Source organism: Mitsuaria sp. GD03876, from assembly GCF_029840635.1.
Lineage (GTDB): Bacteria > Pseudomonadota > Gammaproteobacteria > Burkholderiales > Burkholderiaceae_C > Roseateles.
On record NZ_JAOCCU010000031.1, the window covers coordinates 35,294 to 53,902 of the forward strand.

Below are 18,609 nucleotides of genomic sequence, written 5' to 3' on the forward strand. Positions count from 1 at the left end.
CGCCACTCACTTCGCGCCATCCCATTTCCTTCGATCGTCATCGACAACAACTTGGAACTTCAGGGGCACATCACATGATCACCGTCACCATCATCGAAGACGACGCGACCGTCCTGCAGCGACTGATCGACGTCGTGTCCGCCAGCAGCGCCTGCCAGATCGTGGGCATCGGCCGCAACCGCGGGGAATCGGTCTCCGCGATCCTCGCCAACCGCGCCGACATCTACCTGGTCGACCTGGGACTGCCCGACGTGGACGGCATCGACCTGATCAAGCTGATCAAGGAGAAGTGTCCCGACGCGCACAGCATCGTCATCAGCACCTTCGGCGACGCCAAGCATGTGATGCGCAGCCTGCGCTCCGGCGCGTCGGGTTATCTGCTGAAGGAAGAGATCCAACCCAGCCTGATCGACAAGATCATCGCCACCCACAACGGTCACGCGCCGCTCAGCCCCGCCGTCTCGCGCCTGGTGCTGGACAAGCTGGAAAGCCTGGAGACCGGCGTCAAGCCCAAGGTCGACAAGGCGCAGAAGCTCAAGGAACTCGGCCTCGGCCAGCGCGAATGGAGCGTGTTGAACCTGCTCATCGAAGGCCTGCCGATCGTGGACATCGGCAACCGGCTGTCGATCTCGCGCTTCACGGTGAATCAGCATCTGCGCTCGATCTATCGCAAGCTGAACGTCAACTCGCGCGCCATGGCCACCAGCGTCGCCCGCACGCATGGCCTGATCGACGACTGAACGATCCTGCCGGACAGGCGGTTCGAACAGCAGCCCGAACCGCCGCCTCGACAACGAAGAAGCCGCCCTCGGGCGGCTTCTTCGTTGCGGGAGCGGCACAGGATCAGGCCGCGAGCGGCTCGGGACGCGCGAAGCCCCGCGATGGGACGGTACCCACCGCCCGAGGCTGCAGCCGCATGCGCAGCAACTGCTTGCAGATCACGAAGGACGCGCGCTCGAGCTCGCCGGAGGTGCGCACCAGTCCCTCCTGCCGAAGGCGAAGGCGCCCGTGGGCCAGTTGACCGCGCAGCAGCACCGCCAGCTCGCGGTCGCGGCCGTGAACGGCGGCGATGTTCAACACCGCCAGCCAGGCGACCAGCACGGCGCGGGGCATCGACTCGAGCACCTCCACCAACGAATCGGAGACCGCCACCTCCTGCGGCGCATGGATCTCCTGCAGGCGCAACAGACGCGCGACGATCGCCGGATGCCGGCCCGCGACCATGGCCAGCGACGGTGCCGCCACGCCGGCCCGCGCCAGCAGGTAGAGCTGCCCCACGACCGACGCCTCGCAGCCCGGCAGCGCGGTCACCGCCAGCGTCGACGGGCAGGCGATGCCGAAGCCCTGGAAGTAGTCGGCGCCGGCGGACAGGGCGCGCTCGTGGACCTGCTCGTCATCGATCTTCTCGGCGATGACGGCCATGCCCAGTTGATGGGCCTTGCGGATCAGCGACTGCAATTGATCGGTCGTCAGGCCGGGGACATCGATCTTGGCGAACTGCACCCACGGCGCCAGCGACCAGCGCTCGTCGTCCAGGCGGACGACGTCGTCCAGCGCGAAACGATAACCACGCCCGTGAAGATCCCGGATGCGCTGCGTGAGCGCCTCGTCGACCTCCACCGTTTCCAGCAATTCGATGACGCCGACATCGGGCGTCATCGACTCGGCGATCGGGCTCATCAGGGTGCGGGCATCCATGTTGACCAGCACGTCGCCGATCGGATGCTCGGCCGCCGGCGAGCGGGTCAACAGCTCGCCGTCGAGCAGCGCGTTCGACAGCACCGCCGCCGTCGCGTATGCCCCCAATTCCGGCCCCACCGGATCGTCGCTGCCGTTCCAGCGAAACAGCAGTTCCGTCGCGACAACGCGTCCTGTCCGATCGATGATCGGCTGGCTGGCGTACCGGACATGGGGGGTGAGGTGTTCACGCGGGGAGATCGTTGGCGTGGGGGAATCCGCACCGCTGACGGGGGTGCGACCGGAGTCGAGGGAGCGGGTCATGACGCTGGGCAAGAGGGAAGTGGCGGGAAGCTTCATGCTATGAATCGCCCTCTCGAAACCGAATAGCAAACTCTTGTCATCCCCGACTGCCACCTAGCAGTTATTGGTGGGTTGCACCGACTACGACGAAGGAGGCACGCGGGCCTCGTCCTTGCCCCGTGCCCTCGACGTCCGGCACGTGTCGCACCGCAACCCGGTGCGACGCGCGCGCAACTCATCCGCCGGCTTCGGCACGGGGCGCCACCGCGCGGGGATACTTCCCCACGCAGGCGGCGAAACGACCGCCGGGCCGTTGGGTTTTCATTCCGGATCACAAGGAGAAGCAACATGCAGATGCGACACACCCGACTGGCCGCGGCCGCCCTCGCGGCGGCGATCCTGGCCGGCTGCGCCAACATGGACGAACGCCAGCGCGGCACCGCGGGCGGCGCCGCGATCGGGGCCGTCTCCGGCGCGGTCATCAGTTCCGCCACCGGCGGCAAGGCCGGCACCGGCGCGCTGATCGGCGGCGCGCTCGGCGCGGTGGCCGGCAACGTCTGGTCGCGCCACATGGAAGACAAGCGCCGCGCGATGGAACAGGCCACGCAAGGCACCGGCGTCGAGGTGACCCGCACCGCCGACAACCAGTTGAAGCTCGACGTCCCGAGCGACATCTCGTTCGCGACCAACAGCGCGGCGCTGGAACCGCGCCTGCGCCCGGTGCTCGACGCCTTCGCCAACGGCCTGAACAGCAATCCGTCGCCGACGATGGTCCGCGTGGTCGGCCACACCGACAACACCGGCTCCGACGCGATCAACGACCCGTTGTCGCTGCGCCGCGCGGAAAGCGTGCGCAGCTACCTGGCCGATCGTGGCGTGCGCGGCGAGCGCATCGAGGTCGCCGGCCGCGGCTCGCGCGAGCCGCTGGTGTCCAACGACACGGCCGAAAGCCGCGCGAAGAACCGCCGGGTCGAGATCTTCCTGCGCGAACCGCAGCAGGGCAGCGGCGGTTGAAGCCGCCTCGATGAACAAAGGGCGCCCCGCGGGGCGCCCTTTTCATTGGGAAGCACCAGGCGTCAGAACTGCGGCTTGGCCGGTTCCGGCCCCATGTGGGGCCCGGTGCGATGGAGCGCCCCGCCCTCGCCTTCCCAGGTGGTGACCTCCTCCGGCTTGCCGTGCGAGGTCTTGTGGCGTTGCGTGGCGCGGCGCGCCTGCCATTGCCACAGCGCATAGCCGGCCAGGCTCGACAGCGCGATCGGGACCAGTCGTTTCATCAGCATGATGGATCGCTCCTCGCTTGATCAACGGGTGGGCGCGCTGGCCTTGGGCTGGCGCGGCGGCGGGACGTCGGGACCCGGCCGCATCGTCGCGCTCGGCGGCGTGGCGGGCGCGCCCGCGGCGGTGGGGTTCTCCTGCACCATGCGGTCGATGCGGGTCAGGATGCCGCCGCTTTCGACGCTGCCATCGCGCGTGCCCTGGCCCATGACCATCCGGCGGCAGTCCTCGCGGTCGTCCTCGTTCACGCGCTGGCAACGCAGCATCGCGTTGTTGGCGAGCTCCTGCGTGCTCGCGGTCTTGAGGCGGCCGCGCTGCGCTTCCTGGCGCGCGGCGCCGGCCTCCTTCAAGCAGGTGGCGCGGGCCTGGCCGGATTGGCCGGACAGGCAACGGGCCCGTTCCTGCTCATAGGTCGACTGGGCGTCGGACTTGGTCGAGGCGCCCGCGGCGAAAGCCGGCGCGGCCACCATCATGACCGCCGAGAGCACGGCCCCGGCGGTGACCAGGGCGGCGGTGGACGGCGACGAGAGGGTCTTGTTGAACTTGATCATCTGGATTCCTTTCCGGCGCGCGGCGCCGCAGCGGACGGACGATGAAAGGGAGGATGGAGCAAGCGTAGGCCGCCCGCGCGCCGGCGTCTGTCGTACCGCGCCGGAGCCGCCTGTAGGACGAGTCCGGCAGCGCCGCGCTCGGCGTCCCGTCCTACATCCGGACGTGGACCCTGCCGACCCCCGCGCGCCGGGGGCCGCTTCTACAGTGGCTGCAAGCGCCGCGCCGCGGCCGACAGCAGGAAAGGACATCGTCATGTTGAAGTGGGCCTTGATCTTTGCCGTGATCTCGCTGGTGGCGGGTGTGCTCGGCTTCACCGGCGTCGCCGCCGGCGCGGCCGGCATCGCCAAGATCCTGTTCGGGGTCTTCCTGGTCATCTGCCTGGTGCTGCTGGTGCTCGGCATCACCGGCGTGAACGCCTTGCGCAAGTGACCGTCCCGCATCCGTTTCCAGAGGAGCCAGCCCATGAACGCCCCTGAACACAAGCACCTGCAGCTCGACGAGCAGGCCTTGCAGCGCGCTCGCCAGCACCTGGACGAAGGTCCCGTCACGCCGAGCTACGGCCCGTGGCGCGACGACGTCGTGCGCCTGCTCAACGACGCGCTGGCCACCGAGCTCGTCTGCGTGCTGCGCTACAAGCGCCACTACTTCACCGCGCACGGCATGAACTCGCCGCGCATCGCCGAGGAGTTCCTCGAGCACGCCACGCAGGAGGCCGTCCACGCGGACCGCATCGCCGAGCGCATCGTGCAGCTCGGCGCCGATCCGGACTTCAGCCCCGACTCGCTGACCCGGCGCAGCCATGCCGAGTACGACGAGGCCAAGGACCTGAAGTCGATGCTGCGGGCCAACCTCGTCGCCGAGCGCATCGCCGTCGAGGCTTATCGGCAGATGATCCAGTTGATCGGCGACAAGGATCCGACGACGCGCCGCATCCTCGAGGAAGTCCTCGCCGAGGAGGAAGAGCACGCCGACGACCTGGCCGACCTGCTGAGGGAGTGATCGGTGCGCCGGCGCGTCGCGGCCCTGGTCTTCGCGCTCGGCATCGGCGCGGGCCTCGTCGCCTGCGGCACGCCGCGCCCGCCGGTCAACGGCCGGATCCCCGACCCGCCCGCGTCGGCGCCGCCGCTGACGCGGGTCGCCGCGCAGGTGGACGTGGTCGGCACGCGCGGGCCGATGAACCAGGCCAGCCGCGAGCAGGCGCTGCAGGCGGCCGCCGCGCAAGGCAAGGCCGAGCTGCTCAAGCGCCAGCTCGCGGCGATGTCCGCGTTCGGCGATGTCGACCTGTACGCGGGCAACGATGCCCGGCTGCTCGTCGATGGCCCGGCCACCTTCGCCGCGATGTTCGCGGCCATCGGCCAGGCGCGCCGGCAGGTCGTGCTGGAGAGCTACATCATCGAGGACGCCGACGTGTCGCGGCAGCTCGCCGATCTGCTGCTGGCGCGGCGGGCGCAAGGCCTGGAGGTCGCGATCCTGTACGACGCGGTCGGCTCGCTGGGCACGCAGGACGCCTACTTCGATCGGATGCGCCAGGGCGGCATCGCCGTCTGCGCCTTCAATCCGGTGAACCCGCTCAAGCGCGCCCGGTATCACAAGATCAGCCACCGCGACCACCGCAAGATTCTCGTCGTCGACGGCGAGGTCGGCTTCACCGGCGGCATCAACATCAGCGCGGTCTACTCGTCGGGCTCGGGCGGCTTCGGCAGCCGCGGCTCGGCCAAGCCCGCCAAGGCCTCGCGGTCCGCCGCGGCCGCTTCACCGGCCTCGGCGGCGAGCGACGCGACCGCCCAGGCCGACGAGAACGGCTGGCGCGACACCATGATCCAGGTGCGCGGCCCCGCGACGCAGGCGCTGCACACGATGTTCCGCGAGGTCTGGTCGCAGCAGCACTGCGAGGGCACCGTCAGCGCGATCGCGTTACCGCCGGGGCCGCCCGCGGGCAAACAGCTGATGCGCGTGATCCCGTCCACGCCGCAGGACACCGAGAACCGCATCTACACGCTGCTGCTGGGCAGCATCCGCGCGGCGCAGCGCAGCGTCTACCTGACGATGGCCTACTTCGCGCCCGGCCAGGACATGGTGGACGCGCTGTGCGACGCGGCCGCGCGCGGGGTCGACGTCGAGTTGATCCTGCCCTCGCGCAGCGACTTCTCGCCGGTGATGCACGCGGGCCGCAGCCACTACGAGCGGCTGCTCAAGGCCGGCGTGCGCATCCACGAGCTACAGGACGCGGTGCTGCATGCGAAGACCGCCGTGATCGACGGCGTGGTCTCCACGGTCGGCTCCAGCAACATGGACTGGCGCAGCTTCGTCCACAACAACGAGGTCAACGCCGTCGTGCTCGGCGAGGACTTCGGCGACGCGATGACCCGGATGTTCGAGCGCGACCGCGCCGCCTCCCGGTCCATCGACCTCGTCCGCTGGCAGGACCGCGGCGTGTGGCAGCGCGGCAAGGAATTCTTCTCCAGGATGTTTGAACAATGGTGGTGAACAACGAGACCTCCGGCGCGTCGCACGGCGCGCCGACGCCCGAGCCGCGACGACGTCGCGCGCGGCATCACTGGGCGGTGGGCCTGCTGACGCTGCTGGCGCTGCTGCTGATCGCCGTGGGCGTGTGCGAGTGGCTGGGCTGGCCCTTCCTGCGCCGCCCGGCCGAGCAATGGCTGAGCCAGAAGATGGACCGGCAGGTGCGCTTCGACGGCGCCGAGGGCGGCAGCTGGCAGTTGCGCCTGATCGGCCATCCGCGGCTGCGCGCGCACAGCGTGACGATCGCCGGCCCGAGCTGGAGCACCCTCGGTGGCCCGACGCTGCAGGCGCAGGACGCCGAACTGACGCTGCGCTACACCGACCTGCTCGCCTTGCGCCACGAGGGCCAGACCTTCCGGGTGAAGGCGCTCCGCGCCGGCGAGCTCGCGCTGCGGCTGGAGCGCGATGTCGAGGGCCGTGCCAGCTGGCAATTCGGCAAGCAGCCGTCCAGCGACACGCAGATCCGCCAGCGGCCCAAGATCGACGGCGTGCGCTTCGACCTGCTGGAGGTTCGCCAGGGCACGGCGCTGGTCGACGACAAGATCCAGCAGCTGTCGCTGCTGGCGCGTTTCGCGCTGCGCGAGACCTGGACCACGGCGGACCGCGCGGCGTCGGCGGTGCGGTCCGGCGAGGACGGCGCCTCCAGCACCGTGCGCGAGCGGGGCACGCCGTCCGTCGCGAGCCGGGCCGCGAGCGCCGCGGCCTCGGGCACGCGCCTGGCGGTCGACTTCGGCGAACGCCTCGCCGGCAAGCCCAAGGGCGCCTCCGACGCCGCGAGCGCGCCGGGCCCCGGCGAAGGCGGCCGCTACGGCGTGACCGCCCATGCCGAGGGCCACTACCGCGAGTTGCCGCTGAAGGCGACGCTGCAGACCGGCTCCGCCCTGCCCTGGTTGTCCTCCGACCCGAACGCGCCGGCGGTGCCGGTCACCCTGCGCGGCAACATCGGCAAGGCGCAGTTGAGCTTCGACGGCCTGGTGCGCGACCTGCTGGTGAGCCAGGGCCTGGACGGCCGCTACACCTTGAGCGGTCCGTCGCTGGCGGCGGTCGGCGAGCCGCTGGGCGTGACCCTGCCGACCACGCCGGCCTTCGCGATGCAGGGCCGGCTCACCCGCGACGGCCCGCGCTGGACCACCGCCGTGTCCAAGGCCACGATCGGCAAGAGCCACCTCAGCGGCGACTTCGAGTTCCTCAAGCCCGACAACGCGGTGCCCAAGCTCACCGGCGAGCTGCGCGGACGCGAACTCTGGCTGGCCGATCTCGGACCGGCGGTGGGCGTGCCGGCCAATCCCGACGCGCCCAAGGCGAGCCGGCCGACCCGCGTGCTGCCGGACAAGCAGTTCGACCTGCCCTCGCTGCGCGCGATGAACGCCAACGTCGACGTGAAGCTGGCGCGCTTCGAATCGGGCACCGCGCTGCTGCAGGCGGCCGAGCCGCTGAACGCGCGCATCGTGCTGCAGGACGGCGTGCTCGAGCTGCGCGACATCGACGCCCGCGTCGCGCGCGGCCAACTGGCCGGCCGGATGATGCTGGACGGCCGTGAGCCGCGGGCCAAGTGGCAGGCGCGGCTGCGCGTCAGCGGCGTGCACCTGGAGCAGTGGCTGAACCTGGAGCGCAAGAACGGCCAGCGCTGGGTGACCGGCGTGATGGGCGGCCGGATCGCGCTGGACGGGACCGGACGCTCGACGGCGGAGCTGCTGGCCAGCGCCGACGGCCGCATGGTGCTGTTCTGGACCGACGGCACCGTGTCGCACCTGATCGTCGAGGCCGCCGGCATCGACATCGCCCAGGGCCTGGGCCTGCTGGTGCGCGGCGACGACGCGCTCCAGGTCAACTGCGGCGTCGCCGACCTGCGGGTCAAGGACGGCGTGGTGACGCCGCGGCCGATGGTGATCGACACCAAGGACTCGGTGGTGCTGGTGGACGGCGGCATGTCGCTGGCCACCGAGCGGCTGGCGCTGACGGCCAAGGTCGATCCCAAGGACAAGAGCCCGCTGACGCTGCGCACGCCGCTGAACATCCAGGGCACGCTGGGCGATCCCAAGCTCAGCCTGCAGAAGGGCCCGCTGCTGCGCAAGCTGCTGCCCGCGACGGTGCTGGGCGTGGCGGTGGCGCCGCTGGCGGCGATCGTGCCGCTGATCGACCTGGGCGAGGAGCCGGACGAGGAGAGCCTGCGCGCGCTGTCCGAATGCAACGCGCGCCTCGCGCCGACATCGAAGCGGAGGCCGGGATCGTGATAATGGGCGGCTCGTACACGCCCATGCCCATGTCCACCGTTCCCGTTCCCGTCACCGCACCGACGCCCGGCACGCTGAACTGTTTCCTGGTCGAGGACAGCCCGCTGATCCGCGAGAACCTGGTGGCGACGCTGCAGGAGATGCTCGACCTCGAGGTCGTCGGCCAGGCCGAGGACGAGGCGGCCGCGCTGCGCTGGCTGCACGACGAGGCGGTGCCCTGCGACCTGGTCATCGTCGACCTGTTCCTCAAGCGCGGCTCGGGCCTGTCGCTGCTGCCCAAGGCGCGGCTGCTGCAGCCCGAGGCCAAGATCGTCGTGCTGAGCAACTACGCCACCGCCGACATGCGCCGCCGCTGCGCCGAGCTCGGCGCCGACCGCGTCTTCGACAAGTCCAGCGAGCTCGACGAGCTGATCGCCTACTGCCTGGACCTGGCGTCGTCCAAGGCTTGACCCTCACCCCTGCCCTCTCCCGCAAGCGGGAGAGGGGGTAAGAAGGGAGGCGCTACCCGGTCAGCTCGGTGCACGCTCACTCCCTCTCCCGCTTGCGGGAGAGGGTGGGGGTGAGGGCCAGCGGACGATGCAGTACTGACGGCTCAGTGCGCCCCGCCCGCGTCCACCGGCGCGCCCACCTTCGGCGGCCGCTTGGTCAGCCAGACGAAGGCGATCAGCACCAGGAACAACACCGCCGAGACCAGGAAGATGTCGTCCGCCGCCCGGGTGAAGGCCTGCTGGTCGACCAGCCGGTTCAGGAAGGCCAGCGCCTGGTCGTGGCTGAAGCCCTGGCGCTGCAGCGTCTCGATCGCCTGCGTCTCCGGCACGTCGCCCAGCGCCAGTCGCTCCGCCAGGTGATGGTGGTGCAGCGCCGCGCGGTTCTCCCACAAGGTGGTCGAGATCGACGTCCCCATCGCCCCCGCCGTGATCCGCACGAAGTTCGACAGGCCCGCCGCGGCGGCGATCCGGTCCGGCGTGATGCCCGACAGCGTGATCGTCGTCAGCGGGATGAAGAAGAACGCCAGCGCCGCGCCCTGCAGGACGGTCGGGATCATGATGGTCCCGAGGTCGGTGTCGGTCGTGAAGCTCGCGCGCATCCCCAGGACGACGGTGAACATCACGAACGCGAAGCTCGCCATCAGGCGCGGGTCCCACACCGAGACCTTCTTGCCCGCCAGCGGCGACAGCAGGATCGCCAGCACGCCCACCGGCGCCAGCGCGAAGCCCGCGGCCGTCGCCGTGTAGCCCATGTGCTGCTGCAGCCACAGCGGCAGCAGCACGACGTTGCCGAAGAACAGCCCGTAGGCGATCGACAGCACCGAGGCGCCGAACAGGAAGTTGCGCCGCGCGAAGAGCCGCAGGTCCACCACCGGATGGTCGTCGGTGAGCTCCCAGACGATGAACACCGCCAGACCCACCACCGCGATCACCGCCAGCGCGATGATCTGGTTGGATTCAAACCAGTCGAGCTCCTTGCCCTTGTCCAGCATCACCTGCAGCGCGCCGACCCACAGGACCAGCAGCGCCAGCCCGATGCCGTCGATGGGCAGCTTCTTCACCGGCGTCTCGCGGGTGCGGTAGATGCTCCAGGTCAGGCCCGCGGCGAACAGCCCCACCGGCACGTTGATGTAGAAGATCCACGGCCAGGTGACGTTGTCGGTGATCCAGCCGCCCAGCAGCGGCCCGACCACCGGCGCCACCAGCGTCGTCATCCCCCATAGCGCCAAGGCCGTGCCGGCCTTGTGCTTGGGATAGCTGGCCAGCAGCAGCGTCTGCGACAGCGGGATCATCGGCCCCGCCACCAGGCCCTGGAACACGCGCGCCGCCACCAGCATCTCCAGCGAGTGCGCGAAGCCGCACAGCCAGGACGCGAGCACGAACAGCAGCACGCTCATCGTGAACAGCCGCACCGCGCCGAAGCGCTGCGTCAGCCAGCCGGTCAGCGGCACCGAGATCGCGTTGGCCACGCCGAAGCTCGTGATCACCCAGGTGCCCTGCACCGGGGAGACGCCGAGATCGCCGGCGATCGCGGGCAGCGACACGTTCGCGATGGACGAGTCCAGCACGTTCATGAAGGTCGCCAGCGACAGCGAGATCGTGCCCAGCACCAGCGCCGTGCCGGTCAGGGGCGCGGCCGCCGCGGGGCCCGGAGGCGCCGCGGGCCGCGGAGGTGCCGGAGGCACCGGCGGCGTCGCCGCCGCGTCGGAGGAATTGCTCATTGCACGCGCGTGGCGCCCGTCTTGGCGGCGGACTTGCCCAGGTTGGTGGCGATGATCTTGTTGACCTGGTCGTCGGCGGCCTTCTCCTGCGTGTCGAAGATCGCCGTCTGCAGGCGCGGCGCGCTGGCGCCGGTCGCGGAGGCCAGCATCGGGCCGCCCTGGTCACGGATGTCGACCTGCACGTCCATCGACAGGCCCACGCGCAGCGGGTGCTCCTGCACCTCCTTCGGGTCCAGCGCGATGCGCACCGGCACGCGCTGCACGACCTTGATCCAGTTGCCGGTGGCGTTCTGCGCCGGCAGCAGCGCGAAGGCCGCGCCGGTGCCCGCGCCCAGGCCCTGGACCGTGCCGTGGTACTCGGTCTTCTTGCCGTAGACGTCGGCTTCCAGCGTCGCGGTCTGGCCGATGCGCAGCTTGGCCAGCTGGCTTTCCTTGAAGTTGGCGTCGACCCAGACCTGCTGCAGCCCGACCACCGCCATCAGCGGCGCGCCGGCCGCCACGCGCTGGCCCAGCTGCACCGAGCGGCGCGCGACCCAGCCGTCCACCGGCGCGATCAGCTCGGCGCGCTGCAGCGCCAGGTAGCTCTCGCGCAGCCGGGCGGCGGCGCGCAGCACGTTCGGATGGTCCTCGACCTTGACGCCGTCGGTCAGCACCTGGTTGGAGCTCAGCTGGTCCTTGGCGGCCTGCAGCGCCGACTGCGCGGCGGCGGACTGCGCGCGCGCGGCGGTCAGTTGCGCCTGCGCGTGCTCCAGCTCTTCCTTGCCGACGGCGCCGGTGGCCACCAGCGGCTGGCGGCGCGTCACGTCGGCCTGCAGCCGGGCGAGCTCGCTCAGCGTGCGTTGCAGGTCGGCCTCGCGGACCTTGACCTGCGCCTCCAGGCCGCTGTTGTTGGCGTAGAGCGTGCGGACCTCGCGGACCGTCTGCGCCAGCTGCGCCTGCGCCTGCTCGAGCGCGACGCGCGCGTCGACCGGATCCAGGCTGACCAGCTTCTGGCCGGCCTTCACGAAGTCGGTGTCGTCGGCGTAGACCGCGCGCACCGTGCCGCCGACCAGCGGCGTGATCTGCACGACGTTGGCCTGCACGTAGGCGTTGTCGGTGGTCTCGTAGCGGCTGCCGACGATCCAGGCGTAGGCGCCGTAGGCCAGGCCGACGACGACGACCGCCGCGGCGATCACCGTCAGGCCCTTGCGGCGGGACCCGTTCTTGGTGCCGTTCGGGGCGGCGGGAGCTTGCGTTTTGTTCTCGGGGGTGGCGCTCATGGTGGGCTCTGAGAGAGGTTGTTCCGCGGGGTCCGCGTGTTCGGGTCGTCCGCCGGCGCCCTCGCGCCGGGGTCAGGAAGATGGGGTCGCTGCCTGTCTGGGGGGCGGCCGGGTGTCGGCGGCCGTCAGCCGCGCTCGGCCGCGCTGGCCGGCTGGGCCTGCGCGGCGGCGCGGCCCGGTTCGGCGTAACCGCCGCCCAGCGCGCGCATCAGGTTGATCTGCGCGTCGACGGTCAGCGCCTGCAGGTCGATGCGGCCGCGCTGCTGGAGCAACTGGTTCTGCTGCGCGTTGATCACCGCGATGCGGCCGGTCAGGCCGGCGCGATGGCGTTGATCGGCCAGGCCGGCCTGGCTGTCCGCGTTGGCCACCAGCGCGTCCTGCTGCGCGCGCTGCTCGCGCAGCGAGGCCAGCGTCGTGAACTGGTCGCTGGCGTCGCGCACCGCGTCCAGCACGGCGGCGTTGTAGGTCGCGATCGCGGCGTCCTGCTCCGCGGCGCTGCCGCGCAGGTTGGCGCGCAGCCGGCCGCTGTCGAACAGCGGCAGGTGCAGCGCCGGGCCGGCGCCGAACTGGCGGCTGCCGCTCTTGAACAGCTCGTCCATGCCGATCGCGTTCAGGCCGACGAAGGCCGTCAGGCTGACGCTCGGATAGAACTGCGCGCGGGCGACGCGGATGTCCTGGGCGGTGGCCTCGACCCGGGCGCGCGCGGCGGCCAGGTCCGGGCGGCGGCCCAGCAGGTCCAGGTGGGGCGCCTGCTGCCAGTCGAGCGCGGCCGGCAGCGTGGCGTCCAGCGACTCGGTCGCCTTCGGGCCCTGGCCGGTCAGCGCCGCGATCTGGTGGCGCAACAGCTGCTGCTGCTCGCGCAGGACCAGCTGCTGGCGCTGGATGTCGGGCAGCGGGGCCTCGGCGGTGCGCAGGTCCTGGCCGTTGTCCAGGCCGGCGGCGCTGCGCTGGCGCACCAGGTCCAGGCTCTGGTCGCGCAGCGTCTTCTGCTGCTCCAGCAACCGGCCCTGCGCCTGGCTGCGCGCCAGCGCGACGTAGGCCTTGGCCACCGCGTTGGACACGCTCAGCCGCGCCGCGGCGGCGTCGGCCTCGGCGGCGCGCCGCTGGCCCAACGCCGCCTGCAGCGCCGCGTCATGCTTGCCGAAGAAGTCGAACTCGTAGCTCAGCCCGGCCTGGATGTTGGCCAGCGTCTGCACGCTGCCGGCCAGCGGCGGCGGGTAGATGCCGTGCTCGGACAGGCGCTGGCGGGTCGCGTCGGCCTCGAGCTCCGCGGACGGCCGCTTCGCCGCCTCGGCGTTCTCGGTCATCGCGGCGGCGCGGGCGATGCGGGCCCGCGCCAGCGCCAGGTTGGGCGAGCTGGCGATCGCCTGCTCCACCAGCCCGTCCAGCCGCGCGTCGCCGAAGGCCTTCCACCACTGCGCGTCCAGCGCCTGCGCGGGATCGGCGGCCAGACCCAGGCGGGCGCCGGCCTCCGGGCCGTCGATCGGCTGGCCGGGCTCGGCCAGTTGGGGGATGGGCGCGCACGCGGCGAGCACCATCAGCAGCGCCGCGCCCATGGCCAGGGCCAGCGTCGTGCGATGAAGAGAGTGGGAACTCATCGGGGATTCCTCGGGGATGTTGTTCTTGTGAAGGGAAAGGGACAGCGAAAAGGGAAAGGAGGGAAAGGAAACGGCGCGGGCCTCACTCGTCCTTGCAGACCAGCTCCGAGGTGTCGGAGGACATGCCCGCGTCGCGGATCGCATGGCCGTTGGCGACGATGCGCTGCAGCAGGCTGATCAGCGTGCGGAACTCCTCGTCGGTGAAGCCGGCCAGGTGGTCGTTGAAGACCTTGGACAGCACGCCCGGCGCGGCGGCCATCGCGTTCACGCCGACCTCGCTGAGCGAGACCATCACCACGCGGCGGTCCTCGACCGAGCGCTCGCGGCGCACCAGCGACTTGGCCTCGAGCCGGTCCAGCAGCCGCGTCATCGCGCCGCCGTCCATCGCCAGTTCGCGCGCCAGCGCGGCGCTGGACATGGGGCCGTTGAAGCGCAGGCGCAGCATCGGCGCCCACTGGGCATGGGTCAGGTCGTGCTCGCCGAGCATCTTGTCGGCCTGCAGCACCATCGACTGCTTGATCTGGCGCAGCAGCCAGCCCAGGCTGGGCTCGGAGGTGAAGCTGTCGGCGCTGTAGAAATCGGCGGGCGGGGGCAAGGTGGCACTCATGGCGGCGGCTTTCCGTGACGGAGCTTCTGGAAAAAGCTGATGACAATTATTGCTTAGGCAATCATTGCCTTGCCAATCACTGCCTGGGATGGGCTTTGCGCCGGTGGGGCTATTCGCGTCACGGGCGGCCTCTACACTGACCCGATGTCCGCCCTGTCCCCCTCCTCGACGACGTCCCCTTCCGATGCGCCGACCGGCCCGGCCGGTCCGGCAAACGCCGTGCGCACGCCGCCGCCGCTGCGGGCCATGTGGCCGGCGCTGTGGCCGTTCCTGCGTCCGTACCGGGGGCGGATCGCCGCGGCGGTCCTGTTCCTGATGCTGGCGGCGGGGGCGACGCTGGCCTTCCCGATCGCGCTGCGCGAACTGATCGACCAGGGCCTGGTGGCGGCCGATCCGGGCGAGCGCCTGATGGCGCTGCGGGAGCACTTCTTCTGGCTGTTCGCGACCGGCGCGGCGCTGGGCGTGTTCTCGGCGCTGCGCTTCTACGCGGTGACCTGGCTGGGCGAGCGGGTCAGCGCGGACCTGCGCACGGCGGTCTACAGCCATGTGCTGCGGCAGAGCCCGGAGTTCTTCGAGACGACGCAGACCGGCGAGGTCATCAGCCGCATCACGACGGACACGACGGTGATCCAGGGGATCGTCGGCTCCAGCCTGTCGATGGGCCTGCGCAACCTGATCATGGGCCTGGGCGCGGTGGCGCTGCTGATCGCCAGCAACCCGTGGGTGATGACGCAGGTGATGGGCATCCTGGTGCTGGTGGTGGCGCCGGCGATGTTCTTCGGACGCCGGGTGCGGCGGCTGTCGCGCTCGAGCCAGGACCGCATCGCCGACACCAGCGCGATCGCGGCGGAGATGCTCAACGCGATCACCGTGGTGCAGTCGCACGCGCAGGAGGCGCGCGAGACCACGCGCTTCGATGCCGCCAGCGAGGCCGCCTTCGACACCGCGCGCAAGCGGACCAAGGTGCGTTCGCTGCTGGTGGCGTTCGTGATCACGGCGACCTTCGGCGCGCTGCTGTGGGGCCTGTACCAGGGCACGCAGGCGGTGATGGCGGGCCGGATCTCGGCCGGCCATCTGGGGCAGACGGTGGTCTACGTGATCCTGCTGGTGTCGTCGGTGGCGGTGCTGGCCGAGGTCTGGGGCGACCTGCTGCGGGCCGCCGGCGCGACCGAGCGGCTGATGGAGCTGCTGGCGGCGCAGTCGCCGGTGGCCGATCCGGCGGCGCCGGCCGCCCTGCCCGCCTCGACCGGTCCGGCGCGGGTCGCGTTCGAGCAGGTCCGCTTCCATTACCCGTCGCGGCCGGACCGGGCGGCGCTGGACGATTTCACGCTGCGCATCGAGCCCGGCGAGACGGTCGCGCTGGTCGGCCCCAGCGGCGCCGGCAAGAGCACGGTGCTGCAGCTGCTGCAGCGCTTCTACGACGTGCAGTCGGGCGCGGTGCAGCTCGACGGCATGGCAGTGGACCGGGTCCGGCTGGCCGAGCTGCGGGGGCGCATGGCGCTGGTGCCGCAGCAGAGCGTGATCTTCTCGGCCAGCGCGCTGGACAACATCCGCTACGGGCGTCCGGACGCGAGCCGCGAGGCGGTCATCGCCGCGGCCAAGGCAGCCCATGCGGATGAGTTCATCCGCCAGTTGCCGCAGGGCTACGACAGCTTCCTGGGCGAGCGCGGCGTGCGCCTGTCCGGCGGGCAACGCCAGCGGATCGCGATCGCGCGGGCGATGCTGCAGGACGCGCCGTTGCTGCTGCTGGACGAGGCCACCAGCGCGCTGGATGCCGAGAGCGAGCGCCTCGTGCAGCAGGCGCTGGACGAGGCGATGCGCGACCGCACGACGCTGGTGATCGCGCACCGGCTCGCGACGGTGCAGCGGGCGGACCGGATCGTGGTGATGGACCACGGGCGCATCGTCGAGCAGGGCTCGCATGCCGAGCTGGTCGCGCGCGGCGGGCTGTACGCGCGGCTGGCGGCGTTGCAGTTCAACGCCTGACGCCGGAACGCCCCTCGCCCCCGCCCTCTCCCGCCTTCCCTGGCCCCTCTAAAATTCGTTCCCATGACCGCCGACATTTCCTCCGCCCGCCCCGTGCGCAGCCAGTACGAAGACTTCATGCGCCATGTCCACGAGCATGGCGTCGCCAAGGGCGACCGGACGGGCACCGGCACGCGCAGCGTGTTCGGGCATCAGATGCGTTTCGACCTCAGCGAGGGATTCCCGCTGGTGACGACGAAGAAGGTGCACCTGAAGTCGATCATCCTGGAGCTGCTGTGGTTCCTGCGCGGCGATTCCAACGTCAAGTGGCTGCAGGAGCGGGGCTGCACGATCTGGGACGAATGGGCGCGCGAGGACGGCGACCTGGGTCCGGTCTACGGCGTGCAATGGCGCAACTGGCCCAAGCCCGGCGGCGGGCACGTGGACCAGATCGCGGAGGTGGTGAAGCAGCTGAAGACGAATCCCGATTCGCGCCGGATCATCGTGTCGGCGTGGAACGTGGCGGAACTGGACCAGATGGCGCTGATGCCGTGCCATGCGTTCTTCCAGTTCTACGTGGCCGACGGCAAGTTGTCGTGCCAGCTGTACCAGCGCAGCGCGGACATCTTCCTGGGCGTGCCGTTCAACATCGCGAGCTACGCGCTGCTGACGCTGATGCTGGCGCAGCAATGCGACCTGGCGCCCGGCGACTTCATCTGGACGGGCGGCGACTGCCACATCTATTCGAACCACGCGGAGCAGGTCGAGACGCAGCTCGCGCGCGCGCCGTTCCCGTATCCGACGATGTACATCGCGCGCAAGCCCGCCTCGATCTTCGACTACGAGTTCGAGGACTTCGAGCTGCGCGACTACCAGCACCACGCGGCGATCAAGGCGCCGGTGGCGGTGTGACGGCTAGACTGCGGTCCGAGCTTCATCGAAAGAACAGCGCCATGTCCCGCCGTCCCGAAGACCTGACCGAATCCGCGATGCGCGCCGCCGAGCGCCGTTTCCCGGAACTGGCCGCCAAGGCCGGCCGCGAGGCCTACAAGCAGGCGCTGGCCGAGACGGGGGCCGTGGTCGTGGCGACAAGCAAGGGGCAGCTCGTGAAACGCAAGGCCGACGGCACGACGACGGTCATCAAGGACCTGCCACCGGACAAGCGCGTCAAGGTCGGCCTCGTGCTCAAGCGTGTCAAGCAAGAAGCCGCCTGATCCGAGACGCGCGTCGCAGCCGCGCCTTCGCGCGCCAGCTCGGCCTGCACGGCCTGGTCGGCCGCCTGACGATCGACGCCGCGCTGCAGTTGCGGGTTCCGGGCCCCTACGACTCGTACCTCGCCTCCGTGCTCGCGGATGCCATCCGGCGTGAGCTCCTCGAGGAGGGGCAGACCTTCACCTTCGAGACGGTCATGTCCTCGCGCGACAAGATCGACTTCATGCGGGAAGCGCGCGAGCGCGGCTATCGCGTCTACCTCTATTTCGTCGCGACCAAGGATCCGGCGATCAACGTGGACCGGGTGCGCAATCGCGTGAAGCGCGGCGGTCATCCGGTCCCGGCCGACAAGATCCGGGAACGCTACGTCCGCTCCATCGATCTACTGGCCGAGGCCGCCGACGCGGCCCATCGCGCCTATGTCTTCGACAACTCCGGCGCGAGGCACAAGCTCCTCGTCCAGGTGGTCGACGGCCAGTCGATGGAGATCGAATCCGGCGCGATGCCCCGGTGGTTCGTCGAGACGGACCTCTGGCGATCGTTCAACGGCTGATCAGGGCGTCCGGCGAGATCCGGCGCGGCATCGCCTTCGCCTGGCCTACTCGCCTCGCGCCCGCGGGTCGCGCAGGAAACTTTCCCAGCTCAGGCCGATGCCGGCGCGCTCCTGCCCCGCCGGCGTGTGCGTGCCCGCGCCATTGGCATCCAGGAGCTGCCCTTGTCCGGTCCAGACGACGTACCGGAACAGCGTTTGCGCCTCGACCTTCCCAGGCCGCCCGACGCTCGCCGCCAACGCCGCCACGACGCGCTCGAAATCGGCGGGCCGGATCGTCAGGTTCACCTGCTTGAGACGGCCCTGCGCGAAGTAGCTGTTGACATGCAGCACGTCGCAGCCGAAGAGACGCTCGCCGCGTCCCTTCGCCAGCAACGTCTTGCCCGGCACTTCGAAACGACGGCAGCTCGACAGCGTCTCGCCCTCGGTGCATCGACCGCCTGGGAAGCGCTTGGCGAAGTCCTCGACCGACATGTCCAGGCGAAGCCCATCGATGTCGAAGAGCCCCGCCTGCGGGGCCGACGCCGCGCTCGCGGCCGAGCGCGGCAGCGGCTGCGGCTGCGGCTGCGCCTGGACGTCCGCGACGCCCGCCGCGGCGATCAGGCCGAGCGCCAGCCCCCGCGCCAGGCGCGGCATCGTCCGCAT

Annotated in this window: 19 protein-coding genes; 11 read left to right on the plus strand and 8 right to left on the minus strand. The window is 70.7% G+C overall.

Translation table 11 applies throughout. From position 1 onward, the window contains the following. The first annotated feature begins 74 nt into the window (after positions 1-74). Positions 75-740 (plus strand): response regulator transcription factor, encoded by a 666-nt coding sequence (locus N5D62_RS19050; protein WP_279759454.1) that lies wholly within the window; start codon positions 75-77, stop codon positions 738-740. A gap of 103 nt (positions 741-843) precedes the next feature. Here the strand turns inward: N5D62_RS19050 and N5D62_RS19055 are convergent, their stop codons facing one another. Next, positions 844-2,094 (minus strand): EAL domain-containing protein, encoded by a 1,251-nt coding sequence (locus N5D62_RS19055; RefSeq protein ID WP_279759456.1) that lies wholly within the window; start codon positions 2,092-2,094, stop codon positions 844-846. 240 nt (positions 2,095-2,334) lie between these two features. Here N5D62_RS19055 and N5D62_RS19060 point away from each other — a divergent pair, with 240 nt between their 5' ends. Beyond that, entirely contained in the window at positions 2,335-2,994 is a 660-nt protein-coding gene (locus N5D62_RS19060; protein ID WP_279759457.1) for an OmpA family protein, read from the plus strand. Between the two features lie 62 nt (positions 2,995-3,056). Here N5D62_RS19060 and N5D62_RS19065 read toward each other — a convergent pair whose 3' ends face one another. Together N5D62_RS19065 and N5D62_RS19070 are read right to left on the minus strand one after the other, a co-directional pair. Further along, positions 3,057-3,260: a hypothetical protein gene (locus N5D62_RS19065; protein WP_279759458.1), complete on the minus strand. Its 204-nt coding sequence runs from the start codon at positions 3,258-3,260 to the stop codon at positions 3,057-3,059. Positions 3,261-3,281: 21 nt separating this feature from the next. After that, positions 3,282-3,806, minus strand: coding sequence for a hypothetical protein (locus N5D62_RS19070; RefSeq protein ID WP_279759459.1), 525 nt, complete (start codon positions 3,804-3,806; stop codon positions 3,282-3,284). Between the two features lie 253 nt (positions 3,807-4,059). Here N5D62_RS19070 and N5D62_RS19075 point away from each other — a divergent pair, with 253 nt between their 5' ends. Genes N5D62_RS19075 through N5D62_RS19095 form a run of 5 tightly spaced genes read left to right on the plus strand, consistent with a single transcriptional unit; the run spans position 4,060 to position 9,013 of the window. Continuing rightward, entirely contained in the window at positions 4,060-4,236 is a 177-nt protein-coding gene (locus N5D62_RS19075) for a DUF1328 family protein (protein WP_279759460.1), read from the plus strand. Between the two features lie 33 nt (positions 4,237-4,269). Beyond that, entirely contained in the window at positions 4,270-4,806 is a 537-nt protein-coding gene (locus N5D62_RS19080) for a ferritin-like domain-containing protein (protein WP_279759461.1), read from the plus strand. 3 nt (positions 4,807-4,809) lie between these two features. Beyond that, positions 4,810-6,294 (plus strand): phospholipase D-like domain-containing protein, encoded by a 1,485-nt coding sequence (locus tag N5D62_RS19085; protein WP_279759462.1) that lies wholly within the window; start codon positions 4,810-4,812, stop codon positions 6,292-6,294. Beyond that, complete coding sequence (locus tag N5D62_RS19090; RefSeq protein ID WP_279759463.1) at positions 6,285-8,564, plus strand: AsmA family protein; 2,280 nt, start codon at positions 6,285-6,287, stop codon at positions 8,562-8,564. The genes N5D62_RS19085 and N5D62_RS19090 overlap by 10 nt, the downstream gene beginning before the upstream one ends. Before the next feature lie 29 nt (positions 8,565-8,593). Beyond that, positions 8,594-9,013, plus strand: coding sequence for a response regulator transcription factor (locus N5D62_RS19095; protein WP_279759464.1), 420 nt, complete (start codon positions 8,594-8,596; stop codon positions 9,011-9,013). Positions 9,014-9,156: 143 nt separating this feature from the next. On the opposite strand, the gene N5D62_RS19100 is transcribed toward N5D62_RS19095, so the two are convergent. From N5D62_RS19100 to N5D62_RS19115, 4 genes are all read right to left on the minus strand, one after another. Then, positions 9,157-10,773 carry a DHA2 family efflux MFS transporter permease subunit gene (locus N5D62_RS19100; protein WP_279759465.1) on the minus strand — a complete coding sequence of 539 codons (1,617 nt, stop codon included), beginning with the start codon at positions 10,771-10,773 and terminating at the stop codon, positions 9,157-9,159. Beyond that, positions 10,770-12,032, minus strand: a complete 1,263-nt coding sequence (locus N5D62_RS19105) for an efflux RND transporter periplasmic adaptor subunit (RefSeq protein WP_279759466.1) — start codon at positions 12,030-12,032, stop codon at positions 10,770-10,772. Before N5D62_RS19105 ends, N5D62_RS19100 begins: the two co-directional genes overlap by 4 nt. Before the next feature lie 125 nt (positions 12,033-12,157). Further along, positions 12,158-13,630 carry an efflux transporter outer membrane subunit gene (locus N5D62_RS19110; RefSeq protein WP_279759467.1) on the minus strand — a complete coding sequence of 491 codons (1,473 nt, stop codon included), beginning with the start codon at positions 13,628-13,630 and terminating at the stop codon, positions 12,158-12,160. 82 nt (positions 13,631-13,712) lie between these two features. Further along, positions 13,713-14,237 carry a MarR family transcriptional regulator gene (locus N5D62_RS19115; protein WP_279759468.1) on the minus strand — a complete coding sequence of 175 codons (525 nt, stop codon included), beginning with the start codon at positions 14,235-14,237 and terminating at the stop codon, positions 13,713-13,715. Positions 14,238-14,483: 246 nt separating this feature from the next. On the opposite strand from N5D62_RS19115, the gene N5D62_RS19120 reads away from it, so the two are divergent. The 4 genes from N5D62_RS19120 to N5D62_RS19135 all read left to right on the plus strand — a co-directional run bounded on the left by N5D62_RS19120 (position 14,484) and on the right by N5D62_RS19135 (position 17,967). Continuing rightward, positions 14,484-16,223, plus strand: coding sequence for an ABC transporter transmembrane domain-containing protein (locus N5D62_RS19120; protein ID WP_279759482.1), 1,740 nt, complete (start codon positions 14,484-14,486; stop codon positions 16,221-16,223). 63 nt (positions 16,224-16,286) lie between these two features. Then, positions 16,287-17,114 carry a thymidylate synthase gene (locus tag N5D62_RS19125; protein WP_279759469.1) on the plus strand — a complete coding sequence of 276 codons (828 nt, stop codon included), beginning with the start codon at positions 16,287-16,289 and terminating at the stop codon, positions 17,112-17,114. A 41-nt stretch (positions 17,115-17,155) separates the two neighbouring features. Further along, complete coding sequence (locus N5D62_RS19130; RefSeq protein ID WP_279759470.1) at positions 17,156-17,416, plus strand: hypothetical protein; 261 nt, start codon at positions 17,156-17,158, stop codon at positions 17,414-17,416. 128 nt (positions 17,417-17,544) lie between these two features. Then, positions 17,545-17,967, plus strand: coding sequence for a zeta toxin family protein (locus N5D62_RS19135; RefSeq protein WP_279759483.1), 423 nt, complete (start codon positions 17,545-17,547; stop codon positions 17,965-17,967). 45 nt (positions 17,968-18,012) lie between these two features. On the opposite strand, the gene N5D62_RS19140 is transcribed toward N5D62_RS19135, so the two are convergent. After that, positions 18,013-18,609, minus strand: coding sequence for a hypothetical protein (locus N5D62_RS19140; protein ID WP_279759471.1), 597 nt, complete (start codon positions 18,607-18,609; stop codon positions 18,013-18,015).

Excerpts from the sequence above, each read along its gene's own strand:
- N5D62_RS19050 (WP_279759454.1), top strand. The coding sequence starts at position 75 with ATGATCACCGTCACCATCATCGAAGACGACGCGACCGTCCTGCAGCGA.
- N5D62_RS19060 (WP_279759457.1), top strand. The coding sequence starts at position 2,335 with ATGCGACACACCCGACTGGCCGCGGCCGCCCTCGCGGCGGCGATCCTG.
- N5D62_RS19065 (WP_279759458.1), bottom strand. The coding sequence starts at position 3,260 with ATGCTGATGAAACGACTGGTCCCGATCGCGCTGTCGAGCCTGGCCGGC.
- N5D62_RS19070 (WP_279759459.1), bottom strand. The coding sequence starts at position 3,806 with ATGATCAAGTTCAACAAGACCCTCTCGTCGCCGTCCACCGCCGCCCTG.
- N5D62_RS19075 (WP_279759460.1), top strand. The coding sequence starts at position 4,060 with ATGTTGAAGTGGGCCTTGATCTTTGCCGTGATCTCGCTGGTGGCGGGT.
- N5D62_RS19080 (WP_279759461.1), top strand. The coding sequence starts at position 4,270 with ATGAACGCCCCTGAACACAAGCACCTGCAGCTCGACGAGCAGGCCTTG.
- N5D62_RS19090 (WP_279759463.1), top strand. The coding sequence starts at position 6,285 with ATGGTGGTGAACAACGAGACCTCCGGCGCGTCGCACGGCGCGCCGACG.
- N5D62_RS19095 (WP_279759464.1), top strand. The coding sequence starts at position 8,594 with ATGTCCACCGTTCCCGTTCCCGTCACCGCACCGACGCCCGGCACGCTG.
- N5D62_RS19100 (WP_279759465.1), bottom strand. The coding sequence starts at position 10,773 with ATGAGCAATTCCTCCGACGCGGCGGCGACGCCGCCGGTGCCTCCGGCA.
- N5D62_RS19105 (WP_279759466.1), bottom strand. The coding sequence starts at position 12,032 with ATGAGCGCCACCCCCGAGAACAAAACGCAAGCTCCCGCCGCCCCGAAC.
- N5D62_RS19110 (WP_279759467.1), bottom strand. The coding sequence starts at position 13,630 with ATGAGTTCCCACTCTCTTCATCGCACGACGCTGGCCCTGGCCATGGGC.
- N5D62_RS19115 (WP_279759468.1), bottom strand. The coding sequence starts at position 14,237 with ATGAGTGCCACCTTGCCCCCGCCCGCCGATTTCTACAGCGCCGACAGC.
- N5D62_RS19120 (WP_279759482.1), top strand. The coding sequence starts at position 14,484 with ATGTGGCCGGCGCTGTGGCCGTTCCTGCGTCCGTACCGGGGGCGGATC.
- N5D62_RS19125 (WP_279759469.1), top strand. The coding sequence starts at position 16,287 with ATGACCGCCGACATTTCCTCCGCCCGCCCCGTGCGCAGCCAGTACGAA.
- N5D62_RS19130 (WP_279759470.1), top strand. The coding sequence starts at position 17,156 with ATGTCCCGCCGTCCCGAAGACCTGACCGAATCCGCGATGCGCGCCGCC.
- N5D62_RS19140 (WP_279759471.1), bottom strand. The coding sequence starts at position 18,609 with ATGCGGACGATGCCGCGCCTGGCGCGGGGGCTGGCGCTCGGCCTGATC.